Genomic DNA, 15,333 nt, shown 5'->3' on the forward strand with positions numbered 1-15,333 from the left:
CGCACTGGGGCATCGAGAACCAGTGCCACTGGGTGCTGGACATGACCTTCTCCGAAGACGACTGTCGCATCCGCGTGGGCGACGGGGCCGAGAACTTCGCCATCCTCAGACGCATGAGCCTGAACCTGCTCAGGCAGGAAAAATCCAGGAAGACCAGTCTCAACATCAAGCGCCAGAAGGCCGCCTGGAGCCCGAAGTATCTGGAGACCGTGCTCGGCATCAGCCCGAAGTAGGGGATCGGGCTTCATGCAATCGCCCTGGGCATCCGGCGAATCGAAGTACCCCAGTGCATGGACGCTCGACAGCGCGTCTTCACAGGCCAATTCGGGGTCTTGCACTATCTGGAGGTCACGCTCTCTGAAGAAGTCCGTACCGGCATCGAAACGGGTAGGACTGACGTGCGAATTGCGCGCGTCCGCACTCATGAGCAGGGAGTGCCAGTCTGCTGGGCAGCAGAAAGCGTCAGGTGCAGTGACACAAGAGGGGACACCCAATTGGGAATGACGCGCCAGCACCTGCACATCAAAGAAAACTCGATGCGAATCTTGGAGATGGCGAAGAACATCTTCGGCAACGCGGTCCGGGTGATGCGCGAGGCGCAGTCCGTCCGCGCCGACCCAGACACCCTGGATGATCGGCATCGCCACGAAATGCGCATGCACCCGCGACTGGTCGCGGTGAATGACGAACGAGATCGGATGGTCAAAGCGGGCACACAGCACGGTCTGGACGCTGGCCCAGAAAGCGGGAATGTCGAGCTCAGGCGGCGACTGGATCACATGCTCGAGGGCCAGCACGCCGTTGGTGCGGAAGGGCCGCTCACCGGCCAGAGCCTCCCAGTGTGCAGTGGCCTGGTCGGGGCAAGCAGGTCCGATCAGGATCTGATTGAGCCCGGACCGCGTCGCATCGATGGGCTTGCGGCAGCGATGGTGCTCGTGGTCGCGCCGCAGGTTGTGGCGAAAGACCTCGCGCATCTTGTCGCGCGCAGGGCGCATGTCGTCCTTGCGCTGCTGACGATGCAGGCGCATCGCCTGGCATCGTGACAGCCCCCGCTCGGCCATCAGCTTTTCAACCGCCTGCTCGCGGCGACGCGAATCCACCCTCGTGATGGTCTGGCCTCGCAAGCAAAAGCCCACCCCGAAATCGTCAGGGTGAGGCAGTCTGGAATCAGCCGTGTTCTCGTGCACGTTCAAGAACATTCTTCGCTCGGGGCAGGTGAAAAGGCCGGCATATTAATCGATGCGAACTTCTCGTATGCCCGGGCGATCGCTGATCGCATTCCCCGGTGCTGCAGATCTGCCTATATCGCGCTTTTCATGTTCTTTTTTGTGCTTTTCCGATGCACATGCAAGCCGTCAGCATGGAAAGGTCCGGGTGCATGCGCGCCATACGCAACGGATACCCTCATGAACCCATGATCTTGATATCTTTCCATCTTGGCACCGTATCAAGGCGCTGGCCGACCGGCTCCGTTGCACAGTACGTGTTCAGCCCCCCCTCCTTGACACGCCCGCCAAGCCCGTCAAACCGCTGAAGCCTGCGTAGACAGCGCGCGAGTGCGGCGGGAGAGTCAGGCTCGATGAACTCGCCCCCTTCTCCAGAGCCCGAAGACCTGCCCGCCAAGCCGCAGACGCTGGCGCAATGCCATGAAGTGATCGACACGCTGGGCCAGCAGTTGGCGCAGCTGCGCGAGCAGGTGGCGTGGCTGCAGGAGCGGGTGAAGCTGGACTCGCGCAACTCGTCGAAGCCGCCGTCGGCGGACGTGAAGGGGACGAGCCGGCCGCGCCGGGCCAGCGAGCGCAAGCGAGGTGCGCAGCCCGGGCACAAGGGGACGTACCGGGCGCTGCTGGACGAGGGCGAGGTCGATGCAGTGCACGATCTGCGGCCGCCCGAGGTGTGCGAGTGCGGCGGGCCGGTCGAGCCGGGACGAGCACTGCGCCACCAGGTGACGGACCTGGCGCAGGCGGTGCGGGCAGAGGTGCAGGAGTACCGGCTGTACCGCGGGGTGTGCGGGCACTGCCGCAAGACGCACGAGAGCCGGCTGCCGGCCGGGGTGCCGCGCGGGCAGATCGGGGCGAGGTGCTGGGGGTGAGGTTCAGCCTGGGGGCGATCTCGCAGGCGCAAGGGGTGGTGGCGTGGGCGCTGCAGGCGCCGGCGAGCTGCTCGAGCGCGGCGGTGCTGCACATGGACGAGACGAGCTGGCGCCAGGCGGGCTCGCCGACGCGGCACTGGGTGTGGGCGACGATGCAGCCGCAGGTGGTGGTCTACCAGGTGCTGCCCTCGCGGGCGCGCTACGTGGCACAGGCGCTGGCGGGCGAGCGCCCGGCCGGCGTGCTGGTGACGGACCGCTACGCGGTGTACGACTGCGTAGCGCCGGAGCGGCGCCAGGTGTGCTGGGCGCACCTGCTGCGCGACTTCGAGCGCATCGCCGGTCGGGCCGGGGCCGCCGGCAGTGCCGGCCCGGCAGAGTTCGAGAAGCTGCAGACCCGGGTGCACCAAGCGCTCGAGCCCGGCGAGCCCAACCAGAACGCCTACGTCGAGCGCTTCAACCGCACCTTCCGGACCGAAGTGCTCGACGCCTGGCTGTTCAATTCCATCGAGCAGGTCCAGGCCATCGCCGACGACTGGCTGACCCAGTACAACGAGTACCGACCGCATGACGCTCTGGGCGGCAAGCCACCCAGGCAGTTCATGCCCCGATTGATCACCACAACCGCCGCAGACTCTGGGAATCAACTGTCTGCTTGACGGGTGAGCTTACGCTTCAGGAGTCTGCGACTCTTCCCAACGGGGATCCTGCGTAGCCATCCACCAGAAGAATCGTGCGGACAGCGGTCGAGATGCCAGCCCCAGGCTGTTCCAAGTCTGCCGCTCACGCGGTGCGCGCAGCGTCTGGCCAAAGGCATGGATGCGCAAGCTCTGCTCTTGCTCGGGACAGGCTTCGAAACCGGCACGGACCTCGTCGATCAGCTGCCGTTCGTGGCGTCTGCGTCTCTCTTCGCTCTCGACCTGGGACACCACCTGGCGCGCCGCTTCCGAGACGTCGGGCTGACCATCTGCTTCGACCTGCTCTGTCTGTGCGGAAACGGCCGGGCTGTCCGCATAGCCATGCTTGATCACATGCTGCAGATAGGCTGCAGGGGAGTCGATGGGGCTTTTTGCAGCCAGCTTGCTCTTCACATAGGCGACTGCACGAGTCACACGATCGTTGTCATGCCTGCTGACGAGCAGATCCGCATCGTGCTCATTCAGGCCAAGGCTCATCAGCGACTCCAGCAGCTCTAGATTCAAGGGCTTGGACAGCATGTCGGTTGCGTCCGGGGTTCCGTTGTCCGCCAGATTGTCCACGCTACTCGCGTGTTCAGCGGCAGCGTCCGCACATCGTCGGATGACCTTGAACTGCAGCTCGACGACTTTGCGGCCGTTTCTATGCTCGATCAGATCGAGCTCGAACTCCGACTGAACCTCATTGACCTCCCTCAGTCCTGGAGTCAGCGTGTCGCGCTTGAAAAACCGGTAGTCCACAGGACGGCTCAGTGGCTGTCCTCGCAGCACTGCTGCCCACCAGTCAACAGGCTGCCTCATCGTCAGCTGTCCAGGAGATGACAGGTACTGGAATCCGATCTCCAGCAGCACTGCTGCGCTGTAGAGCGTCATGCGGGAGGTCAGTTGCAGAAGCAGTCGTGTGTACTGCTTCGGTTCGATGAGTTCTCGACGAACGCTGGGAGCATAGGACCAGGTGAGCATCATCGGTCTGCCCTTGCGCGCAGGTGTGATTTTCGCTGCCAGCAGGCTTGCGATGTTCCACTCCTGATCAGCCAGATCGTCCGTCGTGCTCGAGTTCCACTCGATGGTCGTCGAGGCCATCTCCCGCAGGCGCTTCTTGATCGCTTCGGTGTTCTCGCTGCTGCTGACGTTGCCGACGACCTGTGCCAAGGGCAGCGTGTACTCGTCGCAGTCCTTGGCATGCTGCTGTGCGTGATACAGCAGCAGGTTGTAGATGCGGCGCGACACTAGCGTCAGCTTTCCTGACGTCGGGCGAATCGCGATCGCAGGATTGGCCTTGCGTACCAGCTCCTTGTCTTCTGTGAGCTTTTCTTTCCTCATTCTCACAATTCTACAGCGTTGGCCGTCGCTGTTGCTGGGTGCTTTCTCCTCCGCACGTCTGTAGCTTCTGGAGACGTGCTTCGCGCGCGCGTTGTTGTTGTATTTATTTGAATACCTTTGAAATTTTGGTGTTCTGAAAAACCCTTTTATATCAATGACTTGCGTTGTTTTACGTGAGACGGATTGTGGTGTTGCGTGAGCTCCGTTGAGGCTTCATGTGAGTGAAATTGAGGACTGGTGTGAGCTCCTTTGAGGTCGATGTCTGCCTTCTGTGAGCTGGGTTGAGGGTGAGTGTCGCGTTCCCCGTCAAGGTCTGGCCGACGGTGCTTTGCTCACGGCCAGCGTCTGATGGCACTCAATCTAGCTCACATCAAGACGTTTTGGTGCATTTGGATGGCGCATACAAGGCAGAAATCCCATGGAAAATAGATTTATTGCACAACAACAAAAAAATGTATGATATCTTGATCAGGGCAACAGGAGACGCCTCAATGAACCCAGAGACACGGAATGATGCTGAACCGGTGCTGCCGGATGACGACGTGACGGAGCCTTCGCCGCTGCGCGGGGGCATCCGGTTGAAGCTGGCGATGGATCTCTGCCGCTGGGCGGGATCTCCCCAGTCGTTCCGATCTTTCTTTCCCGGAGTGGCGAAAGCGGGCAGCGCGTATCACAACCTCTACACGCCGCTGCAGATTCGCCAGGCGCGGCTGAAGATGCTGGGTGTCGAGGAGGAGGTCTGGCGTCCTCTGGACCTGATGCCTCCGATCATCTACTGCCGCATGGCCAAGGGCGGTGTCGGCAAGACCACGATCGCGGCCAACATTGCGTCGTGCATGGCGATGCAGGGGCATCGTGTGCTGATGATCGACGCCGATCCACAGGCCTCGCTGACCAGCATGTTCGGCATCGACTGGACGGTCGAGAAGATTCGCCACGTCGGCCACGCGCTGCGTGATCATGAGCAGGGCTATCCGGTCGTGTTCGACGAGTCGATCGTGCGACCGATCTATGCCGATGGCATGCTCGACCTGATCGCCAGCGACATCACGCTGGCCAACATCGAGTCGTGGTTGACCACGGTGCTCAACCGCGAGGCGGTGGTCGATCGACTCTTCCGCAGCTATGTCGAGTTCTGGTCGGCCTACGATGTCATCGTCATCGACTCGGCGCCCGGATCCTCTCAGCTCAGCAACGCGCTGATGTATGCGGCGCGCTGCGTGCTGGCGGTGGTCATGCTCGATGGGCAGTCCATCAAGGCGATGGAAGTGCTGGCGCACAACATCCATGAGCTCAATCGCGCCTACCCTGACCTGCATGCCGGCGTGCACCTGGTCGCCAACGGTTTCGATGCCCGGCAGACCACCTGCCAGGCATCGCTGGAGATCCTGCGCGCGGCCTATCCCGGCATGATCGATCCCTGCATCATTCCCAGGTATGCAGCCTTCGCGCGGCAGGTCTCGCTGTACAGCGACGCCGAAAGCGGCCCCATCTTGGAGCGCGAGCCCAACTCGCCGGCGGCCAAGGCCATCATCGAGCTGACCCGTTCGCTGATCGGTTTCTACGACGTCAAGCTGGCCGAGCAGATTCCGGTCATTCCTGACACCCAGCGTTCCCGCCGCAAGGGCTGAATCGAGAACTTCCTGCCATGAGTCCGACCCCCCGCCCCATTCACGTCAAGCCCTCCGGCCTGCTCGGTGGAGATGCCCGCTCCGAGCACGAGCGCCGCATGGAGATGGCTGTCAAGCGCCTGCCTTCTTTCACCAGTGCGGCAACGCCGGCTCTGGAGCGTGATGCCACTGCCGCTGCTGCTCGTCCGCTTCCCGGGCCTGACGAGCATGTCCAGATGGCGCAAAAGCTCGACCCGCGGCTGATCATCCGCAGCCGCTGGGCGAATCGCCATGAGGCCAGTTTCGACAGCGAGGACTTCGACGCGCTGCGTGCCGAGATCCGGCATGCCGGCGGCAATGTCCAGCCCATCAAGGTACGACCTCTGGCTGCTACGGTCGCTGCCCGGCCAGGCGAAATGGCACCTCGCTACGAAATCGTCTTCGGTCACCGCCGCCATGAGGCCTGCCGACTTGAGTCGCTGCCGGTTCTCGCGCTGGTCGCGCCGCTGAACGATCAGGAACTCTTCGTCGAGATGGACAGGGAGAACCGGGCACGCAAGAACCTGAGCGCCTGGGAGCAGGGCGTGATGTACCAGCGCGCGCTCGACTCCGGGCTGTTCGCTTCGCAGCGTGCGCTGGCCGCTGCGCTGGGTGTCGACCACAGTGCGCTGGCCAAGGCGGTCTCGATCGCGAAGTTGCCCGCGCACGTCGTCGAGGCGTTTGCTTCTCCGCTGGATCTTCAGTTCCGCTGGGCTCAGCCCCTGACGAATGCCTGTGCAGCGGATCCGAACGGCATGATCGCTCGCGCGGCACAGCTGTGCGAATTGCGCCAGCAAGGCCAGGGCCTGACGCCGAAGGACATCTTCGAGCGGCTCATGAACCTGGCGGCTCCGACGCCCGTGGCAGTCGTCCGCATCGATCGTCAGGGGCGGCGTGCGGAAGTCCGCTGGGGCGACCATGGTGATGCGCGTATCGCCATCGAGTCCGGAGCGATCGACCCTGCGCGTCGGGCCGAGTTGCTCGACTTGTTGACAGGGTTCCTCGATCGGTCCTGAGCCCGTCTGCATCCTTGAATTCCCGGCCACCGTGTGGAACGGTTCCACATGCTCGGGTGAGGAAACAGCTGTGGAACGGTTCCACAGCCCTGGCAATGTGAGGTGATTTGAGCTCACGTTGCAGCCGTCGCATGGCACCTGGGCGGTCAGCGGGCTCATCGAGCAGCTGAGCTGCGCAAGGTGCGCGGGCAGGTCTGGCTCGAGTGGTCGTATTCGGTCAAGCTGCGCCAGGAGCTGCTGCGGCCCAGCGTGTTCGCCAAGCTGTCGCTGGAGATCATCGCGCAGCTGTGCTCGCATGGGGCGATCGCTCTGTACGAGATCTGCTCGCGCTACCGCGATGTCAGCCAGACGGCGCGGCAGCCGTGGTCCTGGTGGCGCCCGGTGCTGAGCGGCAAGCCCGAGACCGACGAGACCCGCCGCCAGGAATACCGCTTCTTCAAGCGCGACGTGCTCAAGCCGGCGCTCGCCGAGGTCAACGCGGTGACCGATCTGGTGGTCGAACTGGTCGAATCCCGGTCGGGGCGATTCATCTCGGACCTCCAGTTCAAGGTGCGGCTGCGGGAGCAGCCCGGCGGGCCGGCGGCCGCGGCGCGTGCGCATCCCGCGATCGATCCGGCGCTGGCGGCGCGGCTGCACCAGCTCGAGATCGATGACCTGACGGCGGCGCAGCTGCATGCCGAGCACGGCGACGCGCTGATGCGCTCGGCCGTCGAGATGCTGGCGCGGCGCGTGGCCTCGGCCTATCCCGAGCCGCTGCGCGATCCGGCGCGCTACCTGCGCACCGTGCTGGCGGCCGAGCGCAGCAAGGAATTCGGGCGGACGCCCGAGGCTGCGCCGCCGTCGGTGCCCGAGCGCTCATCGGCTGCGGCTGCCCCGGCGCGCCGGGATCTTTCCGATGCGGCATTGAAGCTGGCCGAGCAGAAGCGGCAGGCGCGCTGGCATGAGGAATGGCAGCGCCGACGGCGTGCGCATGTGGTCACTGAGCTGGAGGCCCTGCCGGCGGCGGAGCAGGATCGCCTGGTGCAGTCGCTGCTGCTCGACATGGAGGCGCGCCGCGTCCACCCCACCATCCGCAAGCGCCTGCAGACCAACGGCTGGCAGCACCCGATGGTGCTGCACGAGATGGTGCGCTTCTACGCCACGACCCGCATCGGCGACGGATGGGACCGGCCGACGCCGGAACAGCTGCTGGAAATCGCGGGGCAGGTGGGCGATGCGTGAGCCGCCGCCCGGACCGTCTCAATCCGTTCAACAGCAGGGAAGCCGGTCAGACCATCTTCATCTCGTCCTGAAAGATGGCGTTGCGACGACCGGTTGAATCCGCCGACAACAGAAGAATCCCGAGAAATATCCTGACGATCAAGACACACTGCGGGTCCGGAAGTGGCTCAGTGCCTGAAGGAGTTCTCGTGACCGCCCTCGATCTCACCCCCCTGTCGCGTGCCCTGGCTTCGCTCCAGCGCGGCCTCACCCGCTGGCAAGCCACGCCGGACGACGAGGAGCTGCGCGACGCCTGCATTCAGCGCTTCGAGTTCACCTTCGAGCTGAGCTGGAAGATGCTCAAGCGGCGGCTGGAGCTGGATCTGCCCAATGCGGCGGAGGTGGACGCGATGAGCTTTCGGGCGCTCATCCGGGCCGGGGCGGAGCAGGGGCTGATCGGCGAGGTCGCGCCGTGGTGGGTCTACCGCGACAAGCGCAACATCACCTCGCACACCTACGACGCCCGCAAGGCGGCCGAGGTCGCCGCCGTGCTGCCCGCCTTCGCGCTGGATGCGCAGGCGCTGCTGGAGGCCCTGCAGCGGCGTGGCGGCGACGAAGGGACGCACGATGCCTGAGGCCTTGCTGCCGCCGATCCATTTGTCGCCGGCCGATCGGGCCCTGCTGCTCGCGCTGCTGGCGCGGCACCTGCCCGGCGTGGCCGTCCGGGTCTTCGGTTCGCGTGTGGCGGGCTGGCCTGCCAGCCGGGGGGTCAAGCCGCACTCCGACCTGGACCTGGCCGTGGCGGGACAGCCGGCCGACCTGGCCCTGGCGTCTCTGCGTGCAGACTTGGAGGACAGCGATCTTCCATGGCGGGTCGAGGTGTGCGTGCTCGATGAGCTGCCCGCGTCGCTGCAGGGTCTGATTGCCACGCATGGCGTGGTGCTGAATCCCTGATCGCTTCCTTGCGGTTGGCCCGCTGCTGGTTCACCGCCTGCCTGATCGACGGTCCCCTATACCGGCTTCCTGTGGCGCATGGTGTGGATGACTGGGCTGACCCCTGAGTTCGAGCCGCTTGCTCCGACCGCCGAGTCGCGGGTATTGCCTGCCGGCGAGCCGCTGCGCTCAAGACGCTGCGCGGCTATGCCACTGGGGGTCAAAAATCGGTGCACGAGGTTTGGCTGACCGAGGCCGAGAAGCGTCGCATGCTCGACGATATCGTCTGGCTTATCGACGACAGCACCGACCGGTTCTTCCTGCTGAGTCTGGCCGAAGCGGGGGTCAGCACCGTGCCGCTGAGCTCGTGCACCGGGCGCCGCGTGGCGATCGTGCTCGGCCCGGCCCACAACGAGGCCACGGTACGCTTGGCCCAGGCGCAGCGGGGGATGGATCCCGGCTGGTGTGTCGCCTGGGCGCGGACGGTGGTGCAGGTCAAGCTGCGACAGGCAGGCCCGCGCGTACTTCGCCGGCCGCCTGGCCGCGGTGCTGCCGCCGGCGCTGGGCTTTGCCGGACGCAACCGGCGCCCGCCGCGCTCGATCCGCTGCTGGGCTTCTACCACCGCCGTGCCTTCGGTCGCGAGTCGCTGGCCAGCGACCTGATCGAGCTGCTGCGCGCCGAGATCGACCCCTGGGTGGCGGCGCTGCTGCGCGACCGCACGCTGCGCGAGGACCACCTCACCCTGCCAGAGGAATCCGGCGGCGTCTGCCTGCTCAGCACGGCAGGTCGCCAGATCTTCTACGCCCGCTGGGCTGGAGAAGCGGCAAGCCCGCCGCGATGCTGGTTACGGTGGCGCAGTACGGCCGTGGCGCGCGTGCTGCATGCGCAGGGCCTGGCCTCTGCCCGGGTGGCCGCCCATCTGTCCGACGATGGCATCGAGCTGCATCGGAGAACCTGACCATGAGCCTGCACCATCCCATTCGCGATGTACATCGCGGCCTGCGGGTGCTGCGCTTCATGAAGGATCAGGGCCTGCCGCTGCAGTACAGCGTGTTCGTCGGCGGCCCGCATGCACCAACTGCTGCGCAAGCTCCAAGCGCTGATCGCTCCGGGCGTCGACGATGTTCGCGTCTACCGCTGGCCCGAGCACGCCGAGGCCCACGAGTTCGGCTGCCCCCGGGTGCCTGACGGGATCGTGATCCGCACCTGCGACCTTGCGCCACCGCTTACCCACCCCAGGGCTCGAGTCGTGGCCATTCCGGTGGCATGAACCGTGGTGCCAACGCAGATCTCAGAACTGACGGAATTGGACCGAAAGACACAGCATGAAAAAAGGCTCTGCATTCATCTACCCCTGCGCTGGCTCGGACGTGGTCGGGCCCATCGAGCACTTTGGGCAGCAGATGGAGACCTTCGTCTTTGTCGACATCCGGTATCAATTCAGCCGTTTCGAGGTCAGAAAGCCCGCTGGATGGCATGAAGATCCGGACTCGGTCCTCATCGAGGGACCGCTGCGCAGCGGCATCAGTCCCGTCTTCCTCGACGGGCAAAGACACTACCGCCACATCAAGCCTGCCTGGAGGCACAGCCAGTATGTCCACGCGGCCACCGGGCGGACAATCGATGTCGTCTTTCGGCGTGGCTTCGGTCAGTACGCCTTGCACGAAATGCCCGACGAGTCCCTGGGGGTCTTCTTTCATCGCGGCGACAGCCTGGGAGAGGGTGGGTCCGGCGTCTTCTTTCTTGCCAACCGGCACAAGCACCATGCGCCGCTGTCGAATCTTCTGGACGTGATCAAGCGCAAAGTGGCGTATCCGGCACTCATCGTCTCCGACGGATCGAACACGTCGATCCGGGCGCTGCAGGCGGCGGGTCACGGCGACACTTCGGTGCAGGTGTTCTTTCGCCACGGGCTGAGATGGGAGCGCGTCCGAACGCTGAACCGCGGGTCCGTGGTGTGGCGAGTCGAGCTGTCGCCTGCGGACGACCCACCTCCATGAGTTGAAGAGATCTTCCGAAACCCGCTTCTCGGCGACGAGAGCGGGTTGTGCTTTTTCTGGCGGGCGGGTCTGGCGGCAACGTTGCGGCGCAGGGCACACGGGCTGACGGGCAAAGACACTGTGCTGCCACCCCCACCGATCCGCTTCAGCGGCTCCGGGTGACGGTCGAATTCATCGGTGCGGCGCTGACGGCTTTTTCGGGCCTCATCGACCGACCGTGACCCGCACGCGGGTCGTGCCCCCTGCCTTCCCGACCGATCGCCGCCATGCCCGCGCAATCCAAGCCCAAGACCCTGACCCGACTGCTCGACCTGCTGCAGGCCATTCCCAGGCGTTCCTATGTGTCGGCACAGACGCTGCACACACGGCTGGCCGAGCGAGGTCATGTCGTGACGATCCGCTCGGTCCAGCGAGACCTGCAGATGCTGCGCGAGCACTTTCCGCTGGAAGTCAACGAGAACAGCAAGCCGCACAGCTGGCGGTGGGGTGTCGAGGCAGACCAGGGCATTGGTGGCATGAATGCCCACGAGGCGCTGATGGTGGCGCTGGCGGAAAAGCACCTGCGCACCGCACTGCCCGGCCACATGGCCGACAGCTTCGAGACCGTCTTCGAGGAGGCTCGCCGGCAGCTCAAGAAGATCGACGGGCCGGCGGGCATGCCGCGCTGGGTGGACAAGGTGCGGGTGGTCTCACCGGGGTTGATGCAGTTGGCGCCGGAAGTGGACGACAGGATCCACAACATCCTCTCCCACGCGCTGCTGAAGGGCGAGCAGGTCGAGGTCTATTACGCACGGGTGTCACCGATCACCCCGGATCGGGTGCACTCACAGCGCTACATCCTTCATCCGCTGGGCATGGTGCTGCGCGGCAGCATCACCTATCTGATCGCCTCCCAGGGCTGGCGCAAGCCCCCCGGCTTCTACGCGCTGCACCGGTTTCGCCGGGCCCGCTCGACGGGGCAGCCGGTCATCCTGCCTGACCCCGAATGGACGCTGGACGGCTGGCTCGCCAGCGGTCAGGCCCAGTTCGGCATGCGCCCGAACGATCCGCCCCTGAACCTGTCCCTGGCCTGCTCCCAGATGATGGCCAACATGCTGCGGGAAGCCCCCCTCGGGCCGGATCAGGAGATCGAGTCCATGCACGACGGCCGCCGCCATGTGCAGGTGACGGTGGCCGATACCTGGGAGCTGCGCTGGTGGCTGCTCGGCCGGTCCGCGGACGTGCAGGTGCTGGCGCCATCGGCGCTGTGCGAGGACATCCGCCAGGGCCTGAAGCAGGCGCTCGACATCTACGACGGTCAGTTCGTGATGCCGTTCACGGAGCGATTCGAGCCCGATTGAGGCGCGCATCGGGTGCGACGTGTTCTGTCGCACCTCTGCAGACACTGACACATATGGACACATCAGCGGATCGCACGATGAACACGAACGCAGACGGCCTCACCTTCATCAAAGTGGCGAGTCTTGGGCTCGACGAGCGTTATGCGCCCGTGCTGGAGCTCTGGATCCTGCGCATCCTGTTCTCGCTGGACGATGTCGAGCAACAGCTCCGGGACAGCCTTGCTGAGCTGCCCGTCGGTGATGGCGACAGCGACGAGGGCGCACAGGCGCCGCGCATCGAGCGGGCGATCACCGCGCTGAAGGAGGCCCACGCCCGGCTCGAAGCCCTTGCGCCCCAACTGCCTGATGACACCACGCTGGCGATCAACATCGCCCGCCTTGGCGATCGCTTCGGCCTGACAGCGGTCGAGCGCGAACTGCTGCACTTCGTCGTGCTGCAGCGCCTGTGCAGCCAACTGCATGAGATGCTCAACGCCGCAGGCGAGTTGAACCGGATACAGACCGTGCGTCTGCTGTCGACGGGCCTGTCGCGGTCGATGGCCGACATTCAGCAGGCGCTCAGTGCCACGTCGCGGCTGTGTCGCTGCGCGCTGCTGACGATGGACGATGCTCGCTCGTACACCTTCGAGTTCAAGATCGACCTGCCGAGCGGCCTGACGGAAGCGCTGTGGGTCGAGAACAAGGATCTGATCGATCTGTTCCCGAACGCCGTCACCCCGGCGCCTGCATCGCCCCTGGGTCTGGATGACTTCGCTCATCTGCGCGAGAACCTGGTCGTCCTGTCGACCTATCTGGAGGCGGCCGTGCGCCAGGGCCGCCGCGGCATCAACATCCTGATCCACGGGCGATCCGGCACGGGCAAGACCGAACTGGCCCGTGTGCTGGCACAGGCGGCCGGACTGCAGGCCCTGGAGATCCCCGTGCGCCAGCCCGACGGCAAGCCGCATGGCGGCAAGGCCCGCTTCGAATCCTTCCGCTTCGCGCAGAACCTGCTGAGCGGCACGACCCCCGCAGCGCTGATCTTCGATGAGGTCGACGATGTCTTCGAGTACTGGTCGAGTGATCGTCAGGGGCGTCACAGCAACAGCAGCGGCATCAAGGGCTGGGTCAACCATGCGCTCGAGCACAACCCGGTGCCGACCTTCTGGCTGACCAACGATCTGCAGGGGCTGGACTTCGCCTATCGGCGCCGTTTCGACTATGTGCTGGAGATGGAGGTGCCGCCGCAGGCGGTGCGCCGGCGCATGCTGGAGCGGCATCTTCAGACCCATGCCTTGCCGCTGCCACCCGCCTGGATCGAGCAGGCATCGCGCCACGAAGGTCTGGCGCCAGGGCTCATCGAACGCGCGGTACGCGTCTGTGCCACGGTGGCCGGGACCGAGTCCTGCAGCCTGGGGCCGGAGCAGATCCTCACCCAGGTCATGAACAACACCCTGCATGCCATGCAGATGGACCGTCTGCCGTCCCGCTCCGCCGCCCAGGGCGCATACCGGATCGACTGGCTGCACGCCGACACCGACCTGCAGAGGCTGCGCGACGGCCTGGTGCGCGAGGGGGCAGGCCGGCTCTGCTTCTGGGGCCTCCCCGGCACGGGCAAGACCGAGTTCGGCCGGCACCTGGCCCGCGAGGTCGGCCGGCCCTTGCTGGTGCGGCGTGCCTCGGATCTGCTGTCGCCCTATGTCGGTGTGGCCGAGCGGCAGATCGCACAGATGTTCGATCAGGCCCGGCGCGAAGGCGCAGTGCTGTTGCTCGACGAGGCCGACAGCTTCCTGATGGATCGTCGCGGTGCGCAGCGGTCCTGGGAAATCACGCAGGTCAACGAGATGCTGACCCAGATGGAAGCCTTCGATGGCGTCTTCATCGCCTCCACCAACCTGATCGATCAGGTCGACCGTGCGGCCCTGCGCCGCTTCGATGTCTGCATCCGCTTCGGTCCGCTGAAGCCGACCCAGGCGCGCGAGATGCTGCAGGACCTGGCTCAGCATTGGGGTTGGTCGGTCGACGAAACCTGCCTGGCCCGGGTGGCGGCGCTGGAGGAACTCACGCCCGGCGACTTTGCCTCGGTGCGGCGTGGCGGCCGGCTGAGTGCGCCTCGCGATGTCCAGGATCTGGTCCAGCGTCTGGCGCAGATCTGCGAGATGCGTCAGGGCCGCAGTCACCGGGGCATCGGTTTTCTGGGCCCGCTGGAACGTGGTGCCAGCCCGATGCAGGAGATGCTGTCGTGACCGATCTCGATCTTCTTCTGCCTCTGATCGACGACGTCGCCCAGCAGATCCATGCGGCAGACGCCCTGGTGATTGCCGCCGGCGCCGGTCTGGGTGTCGATTCCGGCCTGCCTGACTTCCGTGGCACTCGGGGTTTCTGGCGCGCCTATCCGGCACTGGGGCGCCAGCGCCTGCGCTTCCAGGACATCGCCAGTCCGGCGGCTTTCCGCCGTGATGCGCGTATAGCCTGGGGCTTCTACGGCCATCGCCTGGCGCTGTACCGCCAGACCGTGCCGCACGAGGGCTTTGCGCTGCTGAAGCGCTGGATGGCCGAACGGGCGCTGGGCGGGCGGGTCTTCACCTCGAATGTCGATGGGCAGTTTCAGCGGGCTGGCCTGCCACACGTGCATGAATGCCATGGCTCGATCCACCTGCTGCAGTGCAGTCGCCCCTGCGGCGAGCGGGTCTGGTCGGCCGACAGCGTCCAGCCCGAGGTGGACGAGGCCCAGTGCCGGCTGATCAGCGAGCTGCCGCGCTGTCCGGACTGCGGTGCGGTGGCGCGGCCGGCCATCCTGATGTTCGACGATGCCGCCTGGGTCGAGACGCCTTTCGAGCGCCAGGCCGACGCGCTGGACGACTGGCTGACGCAGGTCCGGGGCTGCCGCCTGGTGGTGCTCGAGATCGGCGCGGGCTCGGCCATCGTTTCGGTGCGCAGCTTTGCCCAGCGCCTGTCCAGGGGGCCCGGGGTGCGCTGGATCCGGCTCAACCCCGACGGCTCGCGTCTGCCCCCTGGCCACGGGCCCAGCCTGCAAGGCGGTGCGCTGGAGCTGCTGCGCCGCATCCATGAACGCATGCCGGGACCGATCTCCGCATGAGAACGAAC

The 15,333-nt window shown here is 65.5% G+C and carries 14 protein-coding genes and 2 pseudogenes; 14 read left to right on the forward strand and 2 right to left on the reverse strand.

The window, feature by feature from the left end; all coding sequences use genetic code 11:
• Window positions 1–1,199, reverse strand: a 1,199-nt coding sequence (locus BW996_RS22550; protein WP_217694728.1) for a plasmid recombination protein, incomplete at its 3' end; no start/stop codon positions are given.
• A gap of 380 nt (window positions 1,200–1,579) precedes the next feature.
• Here BW996_RS22550 and BW996_RS21840 point away from each other — a divergent pair.
• The 3 genes and pseudogenes from BW996_RS21840 to BW996_RS22340 all read left to right on the forward strand — a co-directional run.
• Window positions 1,580–2,092 carry a DUF6444 domain-containing protein gene (locus BW996_RS21840; RefSeq protein ID WP_037480174.1) on the forward strand — a complete coding sequence of 171 codons (513 nt, stop codon included), beginning with the start codon at window positions 1,580–1,582 and terminating at the stop codon, window positions 2,090–2,092.
• 38 nt (window positions 2,093–2,130) lie between these two features.
• Window positions 2,131–2,430: pseudogene (locus BW996_RS22335) on the forward strand (IS66 family transposase); the annotation flags it as partial.
• 66 nt (window positions 2,431–2,496) lie between these two features.
• Window positions 2,497–2,748 (forward strand): annotated as a pseudogene (locus BW996_RS22340) (integrase core domain-containing protein); the annotation flags it as partial.
• Between the two features lie 9 nt (window positions 2,749–2,757).
• Here BW996_RS22340 and BW996_RS19775 read toward each other — a convergent pair.
• Window positions 2,758–4,107 (reverse strand): replication initiation protein, encoded by a 1,350-nt coding sequence (locus BW996_RS19775; protein WP_076459068.1) that lies wholly within the window; start codon window positions 4,105–4,107, stop codon window positions 2,758–2,760.
• Between the two features lie 434 nt (window positions 4,108–4,541).
• Here BW996_RS19775 and BW996_RS19780 point away from each other — a divergent pair, with 434 nt between their 5' ends.
• From BW996_RS19780 to BW996_RS19830, 11 genes are all read left to right on the forward strand, one after another.
• Complete coding sequence (locus tag BW996_RS19780; protein ID WP_139330968.1) at window positions 4,542–5,738, forward strand: ParA family protein; 1,197 nt, start codon at window positions 4,542–4,544, stop codon at window positions 5,736–5,738.
• A 17-nt stretch (window positions 5,739–5,755) separates the two neighbouring features.
• Entirely contained in the window at window positions 5,756–6,772 is a 1,017-nt protein-coding gene (locus BW996_RS19785; RefSeq protein ID WP_081838029.1) for a ParB/RepB/Spo0J family partition protein, read from the forward strand.
• A gap of 180 nt (window positions 6,773–6,952) precedes the next feature.
• Window positions 6,953–7,993, forward strand: coding sequence for a replication initiation protein (locus BW996_RS19790; RefSeq protein ID WP_051631758.1), 1,041 nt, complete (start codon window positions 6,953–6,955; stop codon window positions 7,991–7,993).
• Window positions 7,994–8,181: 188 nt separating this feature from the next.
• Window positions 8,182–8,607, forward strand: coding sequence for a nucleotidyltransferase substrate binding protein (locus BW996_RS19795; protein WP_037480170.1), 426 nt, complete (start codon window positions 8,182–8,184; stop codon window positions 8,605–8,607).
• Window positions 8,600–8,926 (forward strand): nucleotidyltransferase family protein, encoded by a 327-nt coding sequence (locus BW996_RS19800; protein ID WP_051631757.1) that lies wholly within the window; start codon window positions 8,600–8,602, stop codon window positions 8,924–8,926. Before BW996_RS19795 ends, BW996_RS19800 begins: the two co-directional genes overlap by 8 nt.
• Before the next feature lie 248 nt (window positions 8,927–9,174).
• Complete coding sequence (locus BW996_RS21480) at window positions 9,175–9,864, forward strand: CRISPR-associated endonuclease Cas1 (protein ID WP_076459069.1); 690 nt, start codon at window positions 9,175–9,177, stop codon at window positions 9,862–9,864.
• Between the two features lie 111 nt (window positions 9,865–9,975).
• Window positions 9,976–10,176, forward strand: a complete 201-nt coding sequence (locus BW996_RS19810; protein WP_037480168.1) for a hypothetical protein — start codon at window positions 9,976–9,978, stop codon at window positions 10,174–10,176.
• A gap of 55 nt (window positions 10,177–10,231) precedes the next feature.
• A complete protein-coding gene (locus BW996_RS19815) occupies window positions 10,232–10,906 on the forward strand; it encodes a hypothetical protein (RefSeq protein ID WP_037480167.1) in 675 nt (224 codons plus the stop codon).
• Window positions 10,907–11,172: 266 nt separating this feature from the next.
• A complete protein-coding gene (locus tag BW996_RS19820; protein WP_037480166.1) occupies window positions 11,173–12,246 on the forward strand; it encodes a helix-turn-helix transcriptional regulator in 1,074 nt (357 codons plus the stop codon).
• Window positions 12,153–14,471 (forward strand): AAA family ATPase, encoded by a 2,319-nt coding sequence (locus BW996_RS19825; RefSeq protein WP_139330969.1) that lies wholly within the window; start codon window positions 12,153–12,155, stop codon window positions 14,469–14,471. The genes BW996_RS19820 and BW996_RS19825 overlap by 94 nt, the downstream gene beginning before the upstream one ends.
• Window positions 14,468–15,325: an SIR2 family NAD-dependent protein deacylase gene (locus BW996_RS19830; protein ID WP_206539506.1), complete on the forward strand. Its 858-nt coding sequence runs from the start codon at window positions 14,468–14,470 to the stop codon at window positions 15,323–15,325. The genes BW996_RS19825 and BW996_RS19830 overlap by 4 nt, the downstream gene beginning before the upstream one ends.
• Window positions 15,326–15,333 lie beyond the last annotated feature (8 nt).

Origin of the sequence: Sphaerotilus natans (genome assembly GCF_900156335.1) — a bacterium.
In the GTDB taxonomy this organism is placed as follows: domain Bacteria; phylum Pseudomonadota; class Gammaproteobacteria; order Burkholderiales; family Burkholderiaceae_C; genus Sphaerotilus; species Sphaerotilus natans.

Bases quoted from the DNA above. Each gene is read 5' to 3' on its own strand.
- BW996_RS21840 (WP_037480174.1), top strand. From the start codon at position 1,580: ATGAACTCGCCCCCTTCTCCAGAGCCCGAAGACCTGCCCGCCAAGCCG.
- BW996_RS19775 (WP_076459068.1), bottom strand. From the start codon at position 4,107: ATGAGGAAAGAAAAGCTCACAGAAGACAAGGAGCTGGTACGCAAGGCC.
- BW996_RS19785 (WP_081838029.1), top strand. From the start codon at position 5,756: ATGAGTCCGACCCCCCGCCCCATTCACGTCAAGCCCTCCGGCCTGCTC.
- BW996_RS19800 (WP_051631757.1), top strand. From the start codon at position 8,600: ATGCCTGAGGCCTTGCTGCCGCCGATCCATTTGTCGCCGGCCGATCGG.
- BW996_RS21480 (WP_076459069.1), top strand. From the start codon at position 9,175: ATGCTCGACGATATCGTCTGGCTTATCGACGACAGCACCGACCGGTTC.
- BW996_RS19810 (WP_037480168.1), top strand. From the start codon at position 9,976: ATGCACCAACTGCTGCGCAAGCTCCAAGCGCTGATCGCTCCGGGCGTC.
- BW996_RS19815 (WP_037480167.1), top strand. From the start codon at position 10,232: ATGAAAAAAGGCTCTGCATTCATCTACCCCTGCGCTGGCTCGGACGTG.
- BW996_RS19820 (WP_037480166.1), top strand. From the start codon at position 11,173: ATGCCCGCGCAATCCAAGCCCAAGACCCTGACCCGACTGCTCGACCTG.